Origin of the sequence: Algibacter miyuki (assembly GCF_030409805.1) — a bacterium.
Taxonomy (GTDB): Bacteria; Bacteroidota; Bacteroidia; order Flavobacteriales; family Flavobacteriaceae; genus Algibacter; species Algibacter miyuki.
Genome location: NZ_JAUFQP010000015.1, coordinates 65108 through 83071 on the forward strand (window position 1 = coordinate 65108; position 17964 = coordinate 83071).

Annotated in this window: 17 protein-coding genes; 4 read left to right on the forward strand and 13 right to left on the reverse strand. The window is 34.1% G+C overall.

The genetic code is table 11. From position 1 onward, the window contains the following. Positions 1–156: 156 nt before the first annotated feature. The 4 genes from QWY92_RS18440 to QWY92_RS18455 all read right to left on the reverse strand — a co-directional run bounded on the left by QWY92_RS18440 (position 157) and on the right by QWY92_RS18455 (position 1744). Entirely contained in the window at positions 157–606 is a 450-nt protein-coding gene (locus QWY92_RS18440; RefSeq protein WP_290274301.1) for a ferritin-like domain-containing protein, read from the reverse strand. Between the two features lie 240 nt (positions 607–846). Continuing rightward, positions 847–1053: a DUF6327 family protein gene (locus QWY92_RS18445; protein ID WP_290274305.1), complete on the reverse strand. Its 207-nt coding sequence runs from the start codon at positions 1051–1053 to the stop codon at positions 847–849. Next, positions 1053–1400, reverse strand: coding sequence for a hypothetical protein (locus tag QWY92_RS18450; RefSeq protein ID WP_290274308.1), 348 nt, complete (start codon positions 1398–1400; stop codon positions 1053–1055). The genes QWY92_RS18445 and QWY92_RS18450 overlap by 1 nt, the downstream gene beginning before the upstream one ends. 14 nt (positions 1401–1414) lie before the next feature. Continuing rightward, positions 1415–1744 carry a YtxH domain-containing protein gene (locus QWY92_RS18455; protein ID WP_290274311.1) on the reverse strand — a complete coding sequence of 110 codons (330 nt, stop codon included), beginning with the start codon at positions 1742–1744 and terminating at the stop codon, positions 1415–1417. 199 nt (positions 1745–1943) lie between these two features. Here QWY92_RS18455 and QWY92_RS18460 point away from each other — a divergent pair, with 199 nt between their 5' ends. Further along, entirely contained in the window at positions 1944–3299 is a 1356-nt protein-coding gene (locus QWY92_RS18460) for an NAD-dependent succinate-semialdehyde dehydrogenase (protein WP_290274315.1), read from the forward strand. 153 nt (positions 3300–3452) lie between these two features. Here the strand turns inward: QWY92_RS18460 and QWY92_RS18465 are convergent, their stop codons facing one another. The 8 genes from QWY92_RS18465 to QWY92_RS18500 all read right to left on the reverse strand — a co-directional run bounded on the left by QWY92_RS18465 (position 3453) and on the right by QWY92_RS18500 (position 10714). After that, positions 3453–4847 carry an NAD-dependent succinate-semialdehyde dehydrogenase gene (locus QWY92_RS18465; RefSeq protein WP_290274318.1) on the reverse strand — a complete coding sequence of 465 codons (1395 nt, stop codon included), beginning with the start codon at positions 4845–4847 and terminating at the stop codon, positions 3453–3455. A 45-nt stretch (positions 4848–4892) separates the two neighbouring features. After that, complete coding sequence (locus QWY92_RS18470; RefSeq protein WP_290274321.1) at positions 4893–5201, reverse strand: hypothetical protein; 309 nt, start codon at positions 5199–5201, stop codon at positions 4893–4895. 118 nt (positions 5202–5319) lie between these two features. Further along, positions 5320–5619, reverse strand: a complete 300-nt coding sequence (gene hpf / locus QWY92_RS18475) for a ribosome hibernation-promoting factor, HPF/YfiA family (RefSeq protein WP_290274323.1) — start codon at positions 5617–5619, stop codon at positions 5320–5322. 50 nt (positions 5620–5669) lie between these two features. Continuing rightward, positions 5670–6311 carry an NADPH-dependent F420 reductase gene (locus QWY92_RS18480; RefSeq protein ID WP_336622108.1) on the reverse strand — a complete coding sequence of 214 codons (642 nt, stop codon included), beginning with the start codon at positions 6309–6311 and terminating at the stop codon, positions 5670–5672. Positions 6312–6466: 155 nt separating this feature from the next. After that, complete coding sequence (locus QWY92_RS18485; protein WP_290274326.1) at positions 6467–7507, reverse strand: AI-2E family transporter; 1041 nt, start codon at positions 7505–7507, stop codon at positions 6467–6469. A 107-nt stretch (positions 7508–7614) separates the two neighbouring features. Further along, positions 7615–8520 (reverse strand): YihY/virulence factor BrkB family protein, encoded by a 906-nt coding sequence (locus QWY92_RS18490; protein WP_290274328.1) that lies wholly within the window; start codon positions 8518–8520, stop codon positions 7615–7617. A 135-nt stretch (positions 8521–8655) separates the two neighbouring features. Continuing rightward, the gene (locus tag QWY92_RS18495) at positions 8656–9285 is read right to left on the reverse strand and encodes an SDR family oxidoreductase (protein ID WP_290274329.1); all 630 of its coding nucleotides are present in this window, start codon (positions 9283–9285) and stop codon (positions 8656–8658) included. 241 nt (positions 9286–9526) lie between these two features. Then, on the reverse strand, positions 9527–10714 hold the full coding sequence (locus tag QWY92_RS18500) for a response regulator (protein ID WP_290274333.1): 1188 nt from the start codon (positions 10712–10714) through the stop codon (positions 9527–9529). 178 nt (positions 10715–10892) lie between these two features. Between QWY92_RS18500 and QWY92_RS18505 the strand changes: the two genes are divergently transcribed. The 3 genes from QWY92_RS18505 to QWY92_RS18515 are packed head-to-tail and all read left to right on the forward strand — an operon-like array spanning position 10893 to position 16704. Continuing rightward, on the forward strand, positions 10893–13982 hold the full coding sequence (locus QWY92_RS18505) for a putative glycosyltransferase family protein (protein WP_290274335.1): 3090 nt from the start codon (positions 10893–10895) through the stop codon (positions 13980–13982). Then, entirely contained in the window at positions 13982–15199 is a 1218-nt protein-coding gene (locus QWY92_RS18510; protein WP_290274337.1) for a hypothetical protein, read from the forward strand. The genes QWY92_RS18505 and QWY92_RS18510 overlap by 1 nt, the downstream gene beginning before the upstream one ends. Continuing rightward, on the forward strand, positions 15193–16704 hold the full coding sequence (locus tag QWY92_RS18515; RefSeq protein ID WP_290274340.1) for a glycoside hydrolase family 2 TIM barrel-domain containing protein: 1512 nt from the start codon (positions 15193–15195) through the stop codon (positions 16702–16704). The genes QWY92_RS18510 and QWY92_RS18515 overlap by 7 nt, the downstream gene beginning before the upstream one ends. On the opposite strand, the gene QWY92_RS18520 is transcribed toward QWY92_RS18515, so the two are convergent. Beyond that, complete coding sequence (locus tag QWY92_RS18520; RefSeq protein WP_290274342.1) at positions 16697–17914, reverse strand: glycosyltransferase; 1218 nt, start codon at positions 17912–17914, stop codon at positions 16697–16699. The two genes, QWY92_RS18515 and QWY92_RS18520, sit on opposite strands and share 8 nt — an antisense overlap. Positions 17915–17964: the final 50 nt, after the last annotated feature.

Sequence of the window (17964 nt, forward strand, 5' to 3'; positions counted from 1 at the left end):
TTAAGATTAATAGGTTTGTTAATGCTTTATTAACTTCCTTTATACAAAGATGCCATTTAAGTGGCGTTTGTATTGCCGTTATCCGTTCTATTGTTAATCCATTTGCTTATAGTTGAAATGGTTTGATCTCGGCGAGTTATTATAAGGTTTAGCGTATTAGCTTAAATCTTCTAAAAATTTAATGGTGCTTAAATCCGATTTAATCGTCTGTAATTGTTTCGATAAAAGCGTTGCGGTACTCACGGGTAATGCGGTGTCTTTTAAAACGTCTTCATATTCTTGCACGGCCGATTTTTCTCCTCTTATAGATTCTTCTAACATCGATTCTGCATCATTTGCAGAAAAAAGTGCTTTAGTATCCATCCAGGCGCGGTGTACAGCACCTGTAATACTACCATCTTTTTCTGGTTCTTCGCTAAATTTCAAAATTTCATTTTTAATATCTTGCCCAAAACTCATACGTTCCAAACTACGTTTTTTGAAGTATTGTTTTAATAATGTATGATCGGTGTTTTCGGCTGCTGTTTCGTAACCTTTTTTTGCGTCGTATGTTTTCTCTAATAGATTGTTTAATTTTTTTCCTACGGTTTCTGTGTAAGTGCTCATGGTTTTGTGAATTTAAGTTAGGAGGACATTTTTTTTTAAGATACTGTCCGTTTAATATCATATTCAAATTTACACGTAAAGCAAGACTAACATTGACGCCATACGTTTTGTTATTAACTCAAATGCAAAAGGGTTTTATGGAAATTTTGATTTCACTTTACTGCAAAAAAAACACCATCTAATCGATTATTCGATTGGATGGTGTTTTACCATTATAGGGGAAATTTTGGAACTCTTATTCTATTTTATAATTTTCCGAAGTAGCATTAGAATGCCATATTTTTTAATGCCTTGTAGGGCCGTGTTTATCCAATTGGCAGGACTTAAATCTTCTTTTAACTGATGTTTAGTTAATTTAAGCTCTTCCATATGAATCTTGCGTTGAAGACTCAATAGATGTAGTTCTGTATTAATTTCCTCTAAGGAACTATAATTTTTCTTTTTCATTAGTCAAAATAATTTTTAGAGAGTTTTTTAATAACACTTTTTTCTATCTTTTTTCTAACCAAGTACACTAAGCCAACTAAGACAAAAAATATGCCGCCCATACATAGGTAACCTAATGCGGTACTACCAAAATAGGTGCTCAAGGCGGCCGCTCCTGCAATGGCTAAAAATATAAGTCCAAGCGTGGAAAGAATACCATAGACCGCTAATTTGCAGGTTGAAGTAGTAAGTATGGCCAACTGCTGAAATACTTTAAGTTCAAAGTAATGCTTTGTGGTTTGCACATAGTCTTCTCCTGTTTTAACAGCTTTTGAGCTGGTCTCGTCTAATGCTTCAATGATTCCCATTTATAATGTGTTTTTTATGATTTTTGAAGTTTTTTATTCTTCGCTTTAAGATCTGCTAATTTAGTTTCTAACGTTGAGATTACATCTTCTGCTTTATGGCTCACATCCGATACAATGTTTTCCAATTGCGTATCCAATGATTCTCTTTTAGAGGCTACCGTTGATGCGGCTTTATCTCTAATATCTAAAGTGGTTTCTGTAATACTTTCTTTAGCAGCTTCCGCTTGTTCTGCAATTCTTTTTCGAGTTGCCGATCCTTTATCTGGAGCAAAAAGAATACCTAAAGTGGCGCCTATTGCTGTTCCTGCTAAAATACCTAAAAGTGTGTTTCCGTTATTATTCATGTTGTAAAATTTTAAAATTAATATTATGTGTTGTTTCTGTTACAAAGATGCAAACAAATAACAAATTGTATTGACGCAAACGCATAAAATATTAACTTAGAAGACAAATAGGTTTTGGGTTAATAAGAAAAGCTATTGTGCTATCTTTATGTTTTTTAACGGTATAACTTGGAGCTCTATTAATTAAAAATGAAATATAATGATAAAGACGAAAAACCCCTTTAATAATAAGATTATAGCAGAATATAAATTACATGATAATGATGATATTGGACAAATTATTTCGAAATCTGCCGAAGCTTTTAAGCAATGGAAAACAGAATCTATAGGAAACCGTACCGATTTATTACATAAGGTATCCTTATTATTAATAGAACGAAAACAAGAATATGCAGAATTAATGACTCAGGAAATGGGAAAACCCATAAGCCAAAGTTTAGCAGAAATTGAAAAATGCAGTCAGGTGTGCGATTTCTACGTCAAAAATGCAGCCTATTTTTTAGCTGATGATTTAATAGTAACCGATGCCAAAGAGAGTTTTATAAGTTATGATCCCTCCGGAACTATTTTAGCTATTATGCCTTGGAATTATCCGTTTTGGCAAGTTATGCGTTTTGCAGCACCAACACTAACCGCAGGAAATACGGCTATTTTAAAGCATGCATCTAATACAACAGGTTGTGCTTTAGCTATAGAACAATTGTTTTTAGATGCTGGATATCCGAAAAATTGTTTTCAAACCGTATTGATAGAGCATGATGCTATTGAAACCATAATTGCACACGAAACCGTTACAGGTGTAACCCTTACAGGAAGTGAAAAAGCAGGTAGAACCATTGCAACTTTAGCTGGTAAACATTTGAAAAAATCGGTTATGGAATTGGGAGGAAATAACGCCTGTATTATACTGGACGATGCCAATTTAGAAAAACATATAGACACTATAGTAATGGCACGAATGCAAAATGCTGGGCAAAGTTGTATTGCAGCAAAACGATTTGTTGTTGTAGATGCTATTTATGATGAATTTGTTGAAGCTTTTAAGAACCGATTAGACCAAATTAAATCTGGAGACCCGATGGCTTCGGAAACAGAAATGGGCGTTATGGCCAGAAAAGATTTAGTAGACACTTTAGAAAAACAAGTAAAAACTTCTGTTGAAAAAGGAGCTAAGGTAACCTATGGAAATACTATTAAAGGGAATTATTTTGAGCCCACAATTTTAGAAGATGTAAAACCCGGTATGCCAGCCTTTGAAGAAGAGCTTTTCGGTCCTGTAGCTGCATTTATTCGAGTGGCAAATAAGGAAGAAGCTATTACTGTAGCAACTGACTCCAAATTCGGATTAGGTACCATGATTTTTACAAAAGATATTAAGGCAGCCAAGAAACTCATTTTAGATATTCCGGATGGTGCATTTTTTGTAAACGAAATGGTAAAATCTGATGTGCAATTGCCATTTGGAGGAACCAAAGCCTCTGGTTATGGACGCGAACTTTCACAGGAAGGCATACTAGAATTTGTGAATAAGAAAACGGTATATATCAAGAAATAGAAGCAGAAACAAATAGATTAAGTGATATAAAAAGAGCCCCGTAATTAGGGCTCTTTTTATGTTTAGTGTATAAAAAAATCTCATCCTGAAAGTCATTCAAGATGAGATTTTTGTTATTTAATATAATTTGAAAGAATCTTCAAATAAAGTCTATTATTTTTGTTGCGTAATGGCTTTTGCATTAGTAAACTCTCGTACACCAAAGCCACCGTGTTCTCTTCCGTAACCCGAATCTTTAACGCCTCCAAAAGGCATATTAGGGTACGCTAAGCCATAAGAATTAATGTGTATCATTCCTGTATCAAAATGATTTTTGGCTAACTCTAAAGCTTTCTCTTCGTTTTTACTAAAAATACCACCACCTAAACCAAACTTACTATCATTGGCAATGCGCATAGCATCTTCATTATCTTTTGCTTTAATTAAAGACGCTACAGGCCCAAAAAGCTCGTCGCTATAAGCAGGTTGCCCAGGTTTTACATTATCTAAAACAGTAGAAGGGTAGAAGTACCCTTTTGTTGTTGGTATCTCTCCACCACATAAAATTTTAGCGCCGTTTTCAACACTTTTTGTTACTTTATCATGTAATTCTTCTCTTAAATCTTTTCGAGCTATGGGCCCTAAATCAGTATCCGAATTTGTGGGATCACCAAGTTCCATACTTTCCATAAGGTTTACAAACTTTTCTTTAAAAGCATTATATGCACTATCAACTACTATAAATCGTTTAGCGGCAACACAAGTTTGTCCATTATTGTATATTCTAGCTTTGGCGCAAACTTCTGCAGCTAAGTCTATATCAGCATCGTCTAAAACAACATAAGCATCATTACTACCAAGTTCTAAAACGGTTTTCTTTAATACTTCGGCAGATTTTACAGCCACGTGTTTTCCGGCACCAGAACTTCCTGTTAAGGTAACACCTCTAACGGCATCGTTGGCAATAATTTCATCCGATACATCGTGATTAATGACGAGTACCTGAAATAGATCTTTTGGAAGTCCTGCTTCTTCATATATTTCTTTCAATTTAATAGCCGATCCTGTGACGTTTTTGGCGTGTTTAAGTAAAATACCGTTTCCTGCCATTAAGTTGGCTATAGAATAACGGATAGGTTGGTATAACGGGAAATTCCATGGTTGAATACCATAAATAACACCTATTGGGGAGTAGTGTATGGTCCCTTTTCCGCCATCGTAAAGTGGTCTATGTTCATCTTCTAAATGTTTTAAACCTTCTGTAGCGGTATACTCGCAAATACCAATACATAATTCTATTTCTTCATAACTCTGAGAAATGAGTTTACCCATTTCCTGAGTCATTAGTTTAGCATAAGCGTCTTTATTTTTCTCTAAAGTTTTACCTATGGATTTTATAATTTTTGCTCGTTCATCTAAAGACGTTAATTTCCATTTCAAAAATGCATTGTGGGCGTCCTTTACTTTGTTGGCAGCCTCTTTGCTGTTCATATAATTATATGTTGCTATCGTTTCTCCTGTTGCGGGATTAATAGTCTCAAATTTGGTTTTATCGTTTGTATTACTCATAATTTTTCTTTCTTTTAAAGTTTTAATTTACGGCTCAGGCGCTTTCTACTTCTCGGTTCTACTTTCATTAGCGCGCTCTGGAGCTTCTAAATTCTCTTTAGTTTCACCACCTTGACCAAATAAAGTGTTTTCTTCATCAGTAAGTTGTTTTTTGCTTTTTAAATAGGGTTCTAGGCTTTTTGGTATGTCTAAATCTTTGCCTTCAAAATCTACCGATTCTTCGCGGTCTAATAATAATCTATCATCTTCAGAGTCTGCTCTCAGCCCTTTTTTTCGTAAGGCACTAATGTCATCTTCTGTAATGTTAGAATTATAGGTTGAATCTGTGTTTTTTATATTTTCTGAAGTTTTCATTATGTTATGTTTTAAGGGTTAATGTGAAAATGGGACGGCTGTAAAAGAAATAGGTCTCAACATCCAAAAGTTTGTCAAGACCATTTCTAACCACCTATAGTTATATTTGATAAAGCGTTTATCTCGCTCCCATTTTATCTTTTGTCTTGTTTAGCTGAATTTCTAAATCTTTTATAGTTTCAGCAATAGCGGCTTCAAATGTTTCTGCATTTGTAGATGCAAATATCCTTGGGCCAGGTAAACTTAAACGTATGTCACAAATTTGTTCTTTATCATCTGTTCGGTTTTGTACTTTAAAAAAGACATCTGCCCGGTGGACGAAATTGAATTTTTTCTGTAAGCTTTCTAGTTTGTCTTTGGCTATGGCCTCTAAGCTACTGCTTGCGGACACATCGTGATATTCATATATAATTTGCATATGTTTATGTTTTAGTTAATTTCTTTTAAATATGTAAAGAAATTAAGGGGTTAAAATGATTTTTGAGAATGTATTGCTTCTAAAAGTTCGGGTTTAGAAACCGACATACCGTAGATTTCTTGATCGGGATCCATGATTTTGGTTTCGCTTAAATCTCCAACATACACGGGGTCAAAACCAATATCGGCTATTAACGTTTCTACAACGGCTTTACTTTTTTGATCTTGCGCCGCAAAGGGAACCGATAATTTATCTTCCAATCTAAAGGCACGATTTTTTAAATGCTCTGCTTGTATAGTATTAAAAGCTTTAGCTGTTTTTGCAGTAGCGAATTTCATGGCTGTATATTCCGAAGCATTATAATTAGCATCGCGCACATGTTGTGCCATTTCACCATCGCGTTCTGGGTATGGGTTTGTGGCATCTAAAATAATGCTATCGCCATATTCGCCGGCGTATAGTTCAGCAATTTCATCAATGGCTTTAAATGGCATAGCGAGTACATATACGTCTGCGTTAGCTTCAAAAACTTCGGCCACGTTTAAGGCTTTTGTATTGCTTCCTGCTGCTTTTACAAGGCTTCCTAATGTTTCAGGGTGTCTCGATCCGAAAAGAACATTATGGCCAGCTAGTGCCCAATGTTTTCCTAAATTTCCTCCAATATTTCCGCTTCCTATTATTCCTATTTTCATAATTGTAGTTTTTTTATTCTGAAATAAATCAGAATGGGTTACTTTTCTTTCTACTTCAATATTACGAATTGTTTATAGTTGGGGTTAACTGCTTCACTTTCCTTTTTGACGCTATCCATAATAGCTTATAGGTTTCTTAAGTAAATGAATTTGTTTTACTCAATTGAAGTGTGATTTGATGTTTTTTCTTGAGCTTCGCCGTATTGATTTTTATAAATGCGAATAACGATTAGAAAGAGACTGACTAATAATGGTCCAAAAATAAGTCCGATAAAACCAAACAACGGTACACCAACTAAAACACCTAATAAGGTTATTAAAGGATGCACATCGTCTAAACGTTTTAAAATATATAATCTAAACACATTATCGGTTGCTCCAATGGCTACAACGCCATAAATTAAGATGCCCCATGCCTGAAAACTATCGCCATTGGAAAGCGCTAATAAAAACACGGGGAGTGTTCCTAAGGCACTTCCTACAAAAGGAATCATGGAACCTACGGTAACAATGGCTGCCCAGAAAAAGGGATCGGAAACCCCAAAAATTAAAAAACCAATTAAGCCTACAAGTCCTTGACCTATGGCTACTAAAGGGATTCCAAGGGCATTCGCTTTTACATTAGCACTAGTTTCTTTACTTATAGTTTTAAGGTTTTCATCTTTAATTGGGATGTATGCAAATAAGGCATCTTTAAGCTTTTTTCTGTTGGTAAGCATAAAAAATAGTAGAAAGTACATCAATGTAACGGAGATTACCATGTTGAACGTGCCGCCTGCAAAATTCTGAAGTTCATCGGATAACCAAGAGGTGATGGCACCTGTATCAATTTCCGAAGTCGTATTGATATTAAAATACGATTCTACTTTGGCTATTTGATCTTTTATGGCATTAATTACTTTTTGCGAATTATCTACCGCATATTGAATTTTACTCCCCATCATAAGACCTAAACCTACTAAAGGAATCATGATACATAAAAATGAAAGGAACATTAAAAACAATGCTGCAAGATTTGGGTACCAGCCTTTTTCGACTAGTTTTTTCATGGGTTTACGTAAAATAACATAAATGGTAATTGCTCCAAGAACACCGCTTAAATAAGGAAGTGTTTCTTGAAATATCAGGGCTCCCATTAAGAGTATGAGAAGCAGAACAAAAAGTTGACGAATAATGTTTGGACTAATATGTTTCATAAGTTAGAGGTGCCCATTGGAGTGCTACCATGTGTTCAAAATTGATAATTCATTAAGACATAGATTAATGGTATCGATTAAAAGATTAACGCGGAAAAATGTGGGAATTAATCTTTAATCACTCCCGTATTTTTGGCTTCGATACCGCTGCCATAGCGTTTGGCATAGACATAAGTGAATTCGGCACCAAAAAATAAAATGAGTGAAGAGTAAGATACCCAGAGTAGAATTAATACGATACTGCCAGCAGCTCCATAAGTAGATCCTGGATCAGCTTGTCCAAAATAAATACCTAGTAGTAATTTTCCAATTACGAAAAGAATGGCGGTTAATATGGCACCAATCCATACGGTGCTCCATTTTATTTTAGCATCGGGTAAATACTTAAACATTAAGGCGAAAAGTACTGAGATTAGACTAACAGATAGTACAAAATCTAAGATATAGGCAAGGTATAATAAAACATCTGGTAAGGCGTCTCGTATATATGTGTTTAAGGCGCTAATGGCTGCTGTTACTATAAAACTAACTAATAATAAAAAGCCGATAACCAAAATAAAAGCAAAACTTAAGGCACGATCGGTCACAATTTTCCAAACTTTGGCTTTCGGATTGGGTTTAATTTTCCATATTTCGTTTAAGGATATTTTTAATTGGTAGAAAACTCCAGTAGCTCCAAACAGTAAGGTGCCAATACCGATGATGGTAGAGGCTAAGTTTTTTTCAGAATGTTGTGTTTCGCTAATAATACTTTCTATGGCTACGGCGGCATCTTTTCCTAAGGCGGCAGTGATTTCATTTGTGAGTTGCCCTTGAATAATATCAATACCCCAAATAGATCCCACAACATTAATAATAATAACCAACAAAGCGGGGAGAGCCAATACGGTATAATAGGCCACAATAGCGCTTAGCCTAAACGGATCGTCGGCCATCCATGATTGGTAGGTTTCTTTAATTAAAGAAGGTAATTCTTTAATTTTAAATTTATGTGTGGGGTGTAATGTTTCCATTTATAGCGTACGTTTATTACATTTATTTTAGGAGTGAAAAAAGAATGGTGTACCAGTTTTATTTCATCTAAAAAAATTGTAGGCAAGTCTTAAAAGTAAAACGAACCTACAGGTATTATGCTGTAAAACGTGATATTATGAAAGGGTATCTAGCGCTTTTCCTATAAGCATATCACCTTCAATAATTTCGAAAGTTTGATTAATAGCGGCATCATCGTGTAGGGAGCGCACTAAAGTTTGAGCAACATCGTCTCTACTGATAGAACCACGTTGGTCTAAACTCTTTTTTAGGATAATATGGCCTGTTGGTTTTTGGTTTGTTAGGATACCTGGTCTAACAATAGTGTAGGTCAGGTTACTGTTTTTTAAATGCTCATCGGCATTATGTTTTGCCTTTAAGTAATCTTTTAAATCATCGGCCTGTTCAGGGTTTTCTGCCCCCATAGAACTTAACATAACAAATTTTTTAATGGATGCTTTTTTCGAAGCATCAACTAGTTTTTTAGCACCTTCTTGATCTACTTCTATCACTTTTTTTCCTCCAGAACCTGCTGCGAATATCACTTTGTCTACAGCGGTTAAAGTGTGTGTTATATCACGTTCTAAATCGCCTAAAACAGTTTCTATACCATCTTTTTTAAATTGCTCAATTTGCTCAGGTTTACGCACCATGGCAATGGGCGTAAAATATTGTGAAGCGTTTAAAAGGTTTACTATTTTCTTTCCGGTAGTACCATTGGCACCAGCTACAAGTATATTTTCCATAATTTGTTTTTTTCAAAGGTGCTATAATTTTAATATAAGCCTTAATTCAAAAACATTAATTATTGACGCTAATGCAGATTTTGGGATGAATTCTATTTTTTATAATGTCAAATAAGAAATTATAAATTAATATTACGGTATCTATTTTAATCCGATTTTTGAAGATCTGTTTACTCGTATTAATTTAGAAAAGAATATCGTTACTGTATTTTATGGGAGATTGTGTTTTTTTATAGGTTTCTTACGAATTCAAAACTAAACTAGTATTGTTTTTTTGTTGCTTATTATTAGATTTTCCTCTGTAAACCCAAGAGATTTCGGCTAATTGAAATATTATTTTCACAGAGTCTTTCATTGATAATTTAGAACCATCGGCATGAATCCATCTTTTTAATGGTTGTTCGCAAAGCATGGCTTTAGCTTTCTTTAATCCAAAATGTATACTCATTCTTTTAAAGATCTCTACATCAAAAATCCATTGTGTTACAAACTTTTTCCCAAAAGCGATTTCAATAACATCTTTATGGAAAATTTTAGCACCGCATTGTGTGTCTTTAAAGTCCATTTTTAAAATCTTTCTGATTATGAAGTTAATGGTTAAGCTAATTATTTTTCTTGCAGATTCCTTAGTGATATTAGCGCCCATTCTTGAGATGCGTGATCCACTAACAATTTTAAAGTCTGAGGTTTCAATAGTCTTCACTAAATCATCAAAATCAGCTAAGTCTGTCGATAAATCGGCATCTAAAAAGCCTATGTAATCTAAATCTTCTTTTTTAGCCATGTGCAGCATACCTAAGCGTACCGCTTCTGCTTTTCCTCCGTTTTTATCACAGTCATAAACGGTAATAAAATCTTCTCTTCCTTTTTGTAATTGTTTTAAAACTTCTAAGGTATTATCCTTACTTCCATCATTTACAAAACATAAATGGTATCCTGAGTTTTTATCTATATAAGTAATAAAATCTTCACTTAATAAACGCTCTTCTTCATTATAACAGGGGATAACAACACCAACACAACGTTCTTGAATCATGACATTACTTTTAGATACTTTATTTTGTACTGTGGGAGCTCCAATTAATCGCTTTGTACGCGCACTAATTTCGTTCAAGCTTAAAGGTTTTTTCATGTAATCGTTAATACCTAAATCGAAACCCTCCGTAATGGTTTCGTCTTTTGTATCTCCAGATAAAACCATAATAGGGGTTTGAGCGTTTTTTGTAATTCTAATGTGCTTTACAACTTCTAATCCAGAAACTCCAGGCATATTAATATCAACAATAACTAAATCTGGCTGAAAGGATTCGTAAGTTTCAAGACCTTTAGTAGCATCAGTTTCAATTTTTACATCATATCCCAGCTCGGTTAATCTTTTTTGTAAAGGTAGTAATACTAATTGTTGGTCATCTATTGCTAAAACTTTCATGATAAGCTATTTTATTATTATTGATGTATCAAAAATACTACAGAAAGCCCTTGTGAATTTTTAATTTAGCTTAATCGATATTTAAGTGTCGACGAATGGTAGATTGGTGTAGGTAATTAAAAACGGCGGACTGTTTAAATTAATTATATTTACAAGATCATAACAGCTTAGGCTTTAAATGAAGGAAACCTCAAATAAATACTTAATCGCAGCTATCCTTTTAGGGATGGCTTTTCATGGTAGTTCTATATTTTTTACTTTAGAAACCACCTATGATGCGCTTATACACTTGTTTTTTGCAGATCATTATGCAAATAGCTGGTTCGAACCTTGGAATTACGAGTGGTATACTGGGTTTACAGTGCAGAGTTATCCGCCGTTAGTGCATCAATCTATAGCATTGTTATCTATGATTGGCGGTTTGAAATTTGGAATGTTTAGCGTTGCTCTAATTGCTATTGTACTATTTATTACGGGGGCTTATCGTTTTTCACTCATGATGACCGCTAGCAAAAAAGTTGCAGGTTATGCCTCCGTTTTGGCTGTGTTTTCATCTTCTTTTGTAGAAACACTTCATATTTTCGGACAATTACCAAGTATAATAGGAGTTTCTGTTTTAATGCATGCCTTACCTGAGATCTATTTGTGGTTAAAAACAGGTAAGAAATGGTATTTAGCAACCTCCTTATCTTTAATTGCCGTAACAGTAACATCACATCATGTTACACCTATTTTTGGGATGATATTTTTTATATTTCCTTTAATAGGAATGGTGATTATGGATGTTTCACGTGAGCAAGTCAACACGATGAAAGAAGTAACTTTTAAGCTCTTTTTGAATAGTTTTTTTAAGTTATTTAAGCGAATTGTAAGCTTCGGGATGCTATCGTTGGTATTAATAATAGGTTGTATTTTTCCGTATTGGTTAAACTCTAAAGCCAACCCGATTACTCAGGTTCCCATTCCTCATGGTTCTCGAGATAATTTCTTGGAAATTACGTCATCAGGATTAGTATTCTTTTTAATTCCTTGGGGGATTTTACTCGTATTATTACCATATATATTCTACAGGTATTATAGCAAACGTTATTTGTTTTTTGGTTTATCCATAACCATTTGTACCATTTTAGGAACTGGAGGAACCACGCCTATACCTTTAAAAATGCTAGGCGAAACTGCATTTAACATTTTAACCTTAGATAGATTTACACTTTGGGCTTCCATATTATCTATTCCGTTAATGGGCGAATTTACATATCGCTTTGTTGAAGGTGATTTAAAGGATCTTATTCAGTCTAAATTTGGTGCTATTTACCATCGTATTATTGGTGGAATATTAGCAGGATTAATGGTTTTTATGGTCGTTTTCACCATGAGCTTAAACTACTTTAGACCGTCACAACCACAGAAAATAAAGATGTTACCTATCGTGAATTTCTTAAATCAAGATGATCATGATAAATGGCGTTTTTTAACATTAGGTTTTGGCGATCAAATGGCTTGGTTAAGTGCGCAAACAAATGCCATGACTGTCGATGGAAACTACCATTCCGCAAGACGATTACCAGAATTAACCACACGACCAATAGAGCGTTTAGAAAACTCAAAATTTAAAGGTGTTGCCGGAATTGGATCACTACAGCAATTTTTAACTACTCCTGAAAAATATAATCTGAAGTACATATTTTCTAATGATAAATTTTACGATCCCATCCTTTATTTCTGTGGTTGGCAACGATTACGACAATTAGAAAATGGTATCATGGTTTGGGAACGCCTCAACATTCCGCCAGTTTCATCTATTTTACCTAAAGAAGATGTTGCCAAATGGCTCAAAATAATGTGGGGAATCATTCCGTTTTTAACAGTTTTAATTGCCTTTATTTTAAACATACAAATGCTTTGGGTTAATGCTTTAAAAACACGTATTAAACCAGTTCCAGACTTTTTAAAGTTTCCGACTACGTATAATAAATTTAATAGGAATGTTTTAAGAATCACTCACGTTTGGTCATTAATTCTTGCCATAGCGGTGTTTTATGGCATCTACTTATTCTATCTAAAAAACGATTCGCAACGCAGTCCAGAAAATGCCATTATCGCATATTATGATGCTTTAGATTTTAAAGAATTTGAAAAAGCGTATAGCTTAATAGATCCAGAAAACAACTTGCCAATAGCACAATACATGCTAGAGATATCGGTAACCGATGGTTTGCTAAGTAGCTATGCAAAAATGGATGCTATTGAAACCGAAATTACCAAACACAACGATAGTACCGTTTCGGCAAAAGTGACTAGCCAATGGATTACGCCTTTAGAGAAAATTGAAAAAGTGGATTATAAATCGTTATCCAAACGCAAAGGAAAATGGTATTTACAACCAGACGATTTAAATAGCGATTTACCACCAGATCAACTATATTCTAATAATGCAACCAAGTATTTTAATCAAGGGAGAAGAAGGGTTACAACAGAGCAAACACACCATGAAGATATTTTAAAACAACCTGTTTTAGAAGTCGTTTCAGCTACATTAGTGCAGTATGATGGTAGCTATGCTATAATTGGAGAAGTCCAAAACGTAGATAATGTCCCTGCAGATGTTATTTTAAAAGGAACACTTTACAACGATAAGAACAAGCAACTGGCAACGTATAATGCAAAGTACCACGTAAAGCATAAATTAATGCCCAAAGAATCTAGTAGTTTCCGTATTAACTTTGAAGGTATTGCCTGGTCTAGATCGCAAGATTCTATTCCAGACACGTTTAATCCAGATGAATTTACTCCTATTGAATTTGAAGAACAACCAACAAAATTCAACTTACAAGTTGCAGGAAATGTTTCGGGATCTGACTTATACAAAAACGTGGTGTTAAGTGCCATTAGCATTAAAGACAGTATTATAAACGGAAACTTATTTAATAGCGGAATCCAGGAAATAACAATACCTCAACTTTTAGTAACTTACTATGACGAAAATAAAGACATGGTTTGGGTAGATCACCTATTTGTAAAAGAAGGTGTAAGACAACAACGTAAGCAAGATTTTGAATACCACATATTACAAAATGGTCAAATAAAAATAGTAAATACAGACATGAAAAACATTTTTGTAAATGGTTTACCAAACGATGCCATTTCTGGAAAAATCGTCCCTAACAGAATTGAAACCCATAGCGATGCCCAATTACAAAAAATTGATCATCCTGATTTTAGTTATATTAAAATAGAAATTAACACCTACATAGGAAGCCCTAATTAATGCATTTTAAACACACATACATATTTGTTATAGGTCTGATTTTATTATCATCATTTGCTGTTGCGCAGAAAAGCGAATCGACTATTCCCATTGCATTGCAAACAACACAAACCGATTTTGAAGTTGGTAATGCTATTGTTTTAAAATTTACGGCTTCAGAAGGCAAAAAACCACTATTGTATTGCTCTAATAGTTATGGTTCAACTTTAGTTTCGGCTGAATTAAAAGACAATTTTATTCAATATAAAATTCCTAAAAACATTACTAATAAAATAGGTGTTGTTAATTGGAAATTGATAGATGAAGCCAATGCGATTTCAGGTCAATTCAACATAAATCCAAAAGCAGAAGTGGCAACCATGGAAACCTATATTGGTCCGCCAAGTATTGAAGCCGGAGGAACAGATTACACGATGTTAGTTGTTATACCTACAGATTCTTTAGATAATCCAGTACCAACAAATACGAAGGTAAATGCGAAGTTTCAGTTTTTAGATTCCGAAGAAAACGACGATATATTTACTAATAATTTAATTGCCTGGAGAAACATAAATTCTAAGCGAGAAAGCGGACGCATGTTAGTATCTTCTGAAAGTTTAGGAATTAACTCTAAAGAATTTACCATTAATGTATGGGCTGCAATTCCTACAGATTTTAAAATTTCGGCAAAACGACCACATAACTACGCCGACGGCAATCAAGTGACTACGTTTAATACTTCTGTACTAAAAGACAAGCAAGACAATGTGGTTAGCGATGGCACATTTGTTACCTTTTTTATAACCAACGACCACGGAAACATTTTAAAAACCACAGGAACGACTATTGATGGAGTTGCACACTCTAAGATCATTCATCCTGATTTTAAAGACAACTGGAGCATAAAAGCCTATGTAGATGGTATGGCAGAAAGCAATACGATTACCTTAAACTATGAAAGTGTTATTGAAGATTTTGACGTTGCTTTTGCTAATAAAAACCGTGAAATTCTAGTTGGTCCTTTACAAAGTTTTATGGAACAAATGATTCCGGATGGCTTACACGTTAAGCTTTCAATTTACAAAGACAATGTGCTTATTGATAACATTATAAAAACATCTTTTAATGGGTATGTTACTTTTAATTTAAAGCCTGCTGTTTATCAAAACGACACGTATAGTTTTAGTGTTGAAACTGCTGGAATAAATAAAACATTTAATAACAAAAAACTATGGTAGGTCTCAATAAAAACATATTACGTACCATATTAATAATCTCATATATTATGATTGTAGCCTTGATTATATCTGGTATAAGTGCGCTTTTTAGCTACTTAAATACTGGAGCAGACAGAAGCACGATGCTACATACCGACATACAAAAAGTTGAACAATACGCTCCAAAATTAATTTGGGAACCTTTAAACAAGGAAGGTCGCCCAATGGATACCGAAAATCTAAATGCCTTACAAAATGACTATTTAGATGCTTGGTATGTCAAGCAAGTAGCCTACAAAACCAACAAAACTGCTGGTATAAAAGATTATTATACCGATAGCGCCAGAGAAAATTTATATGCATTTATAGAATTAAACAAAGCTGAAAATACAACCATTGAAGCAACCACTTTAAACCACAATCCAACTTTGGAATTTTTTAGTGAAGACGGGCAACTTGCTGTTATTACAGATAGAAATGTTGTAGAGTATAAACGAGTGTTTAAAGCTGAAAAACTAGTACTAGAAACAACAGAAACCTCAACTTACAAAATGGTGTTTTTATTAGAAGATGGTTTTTGGCGTATTAGACATTTGGTAAAAGAAAGCAGTAATCCTTTTGAAGCAAAAACAGCAAAAATTGAAACCGATAATTTAATTATTAAAGGGATTAATTACTATCCAAAAGCAACACCTTGGAACATGTTTGGTGACGCTTTTGCGAAAGACACAATTGCCAACGACTTTAAAGTTATTAAAGAAGCTGGCTTAAATTCGGTTAGGATTTTTGTGCAATATGATGACTTTGGAAAAGCTGATGTAGATCCTAAAAAACTAGAAAAATTAAAACAAACTTTAGATGCTGCGGAAGAACAAAACCTAAAAGTAGTATTAACCTTATTTGATTTTTATGGTGATTATTCTGTAATGAATTGGACCTTAAATCAACGTCACGCAGAAACTATAGTGTCTACTTTTAAAGACCACAACGCTATTATTGCTTGGGATATTAAAAACGAACCAAACCTTGATTTTGAGTCTAGAGGAAAAGACATGGTTATCGCTTGGTTGGATAATATGATCGATTTAGTAAAATCTGTAGATACTCAACATCCGGTAACTATTGGTTGGTCTAACACACAAAGTGCAACTATTTTAAACGATAAAGTAGATATTGTTTCATTTCATTATTATGAAGATTTAAATGAGCTCGATGCTGCTGTAAAAAAAATACGCAAAAATATTCCGGATAAACCGTTGGTATTACAGGAGTTTGGATTGTCTTCTTATAGTGGTTTCTGGAAACCTTTAGGTTCTTCCGAAGAAGATCAAGCTAATTACCACAAAAAAATCCAAGAGATTATTGCTTCTAATAAGTTGCAATTTATGTCTTGGACTTTATATGATTTTGTCGACGTACCTAAAGACGTTGTTGGTCTAAGACCTTGGCGTCGTAACACTCAAAAACGTTTTGGTTTTATAAATGAAAATGGGATGAAAAAAGAAGCTTTTAAATATATTAAATAACAGCCTTAGATGCTGTAATTACATTGTTTTTAGACTTTTTAGCTATTATATTTTCAAAAGTATTCAAATACATATCGGCTATTTTCCCCATTGGAAATGCAGTAGCAGCTCTATAATTTGATTTTCCTAGTTCAATTCTGTAATCGTCGTTTGTAACAATAGCTTCTATTGCAGAGGCTAAACTATCTACTGATGTTGGTTCGAAAAATTCACCTTGGTAACCTTCGTCTTTCACTAACAAAGCAAGGTCGCCTAAATCGGGCATTACAACAGCTTTTCCGTAACTACCGGCTTGGTGTAAAACACCTGAGCTTCCGGTTGTAGATGTATATGGGAATACCACAACAGCACTTTCGTTGAATAAGGTTGGTACTTCATATTCTTCAACATATCCAGTAAAACGCACTTGTGGAACGTGTTTGTAGTTTTCTTTTACTTGAGCTAGGTAACCAGGCACATTGGGGTTGTCGGTTCCTGCAATTACAACTTCTAAATCTAAACCTGTTTTTGCTCTCACTTTTACAACAGCTTCAATCATAGACTCTACCTTTTTGTAAGTTCCAAATTTTCCAAAAGTCATAATTTGCATGGGTGCTTTTGGAATATCAAATTGAGGTTGTTCAGGAATTTCAAAAGTACCATGAGGAATTAACTTCACGTTTTTAGCTTGGTATTTGTTTTCTAAAATGGTTACATATTTTTCCATGGTAACAGCTACTGTATCGGCTTGTAAAATTAAACGCGTTAAAGTAGTACCTATAAAACCATATAATTTTTGCATGATTTTGTTTGATGTAAACCCGGCGTTTCCTAAATCTACTTCTTCTAAAATATTATGAAGCAAAACAATGTTCGGAATGCGTTTTAATTTGCACACCAATGGCAACATTAAACCTAAAGCTGCTGCTATTTTTTTATCTCCAAACTTCATAAACTGTAGGTTGAACAAAATAGAATCGGGTTGCGTTGCATTAATTGCCTTGGTAACACTAAATATATTGGTGTAGCTGTTAAACTCCCAACAAGATTTTACTGTAATTTTACATCCAGCTTCGGTAAATTCTAGATCTTTTTCACCCTCAGTTTTATCGGTTAATAAAATTAATTCGGTAACCGTTTCTTTTTGTCTAAATTGTTTAACTAAATGGTAAGCGTACTCGTTTAGTGTTACTTTACTTGGCGGGTAGGCTGTTACAATTGCTAGTTTCATGTATTTAGGTTTTTTTTGGTTCTTAATTGTTCTACAAATTTGCTATTTAT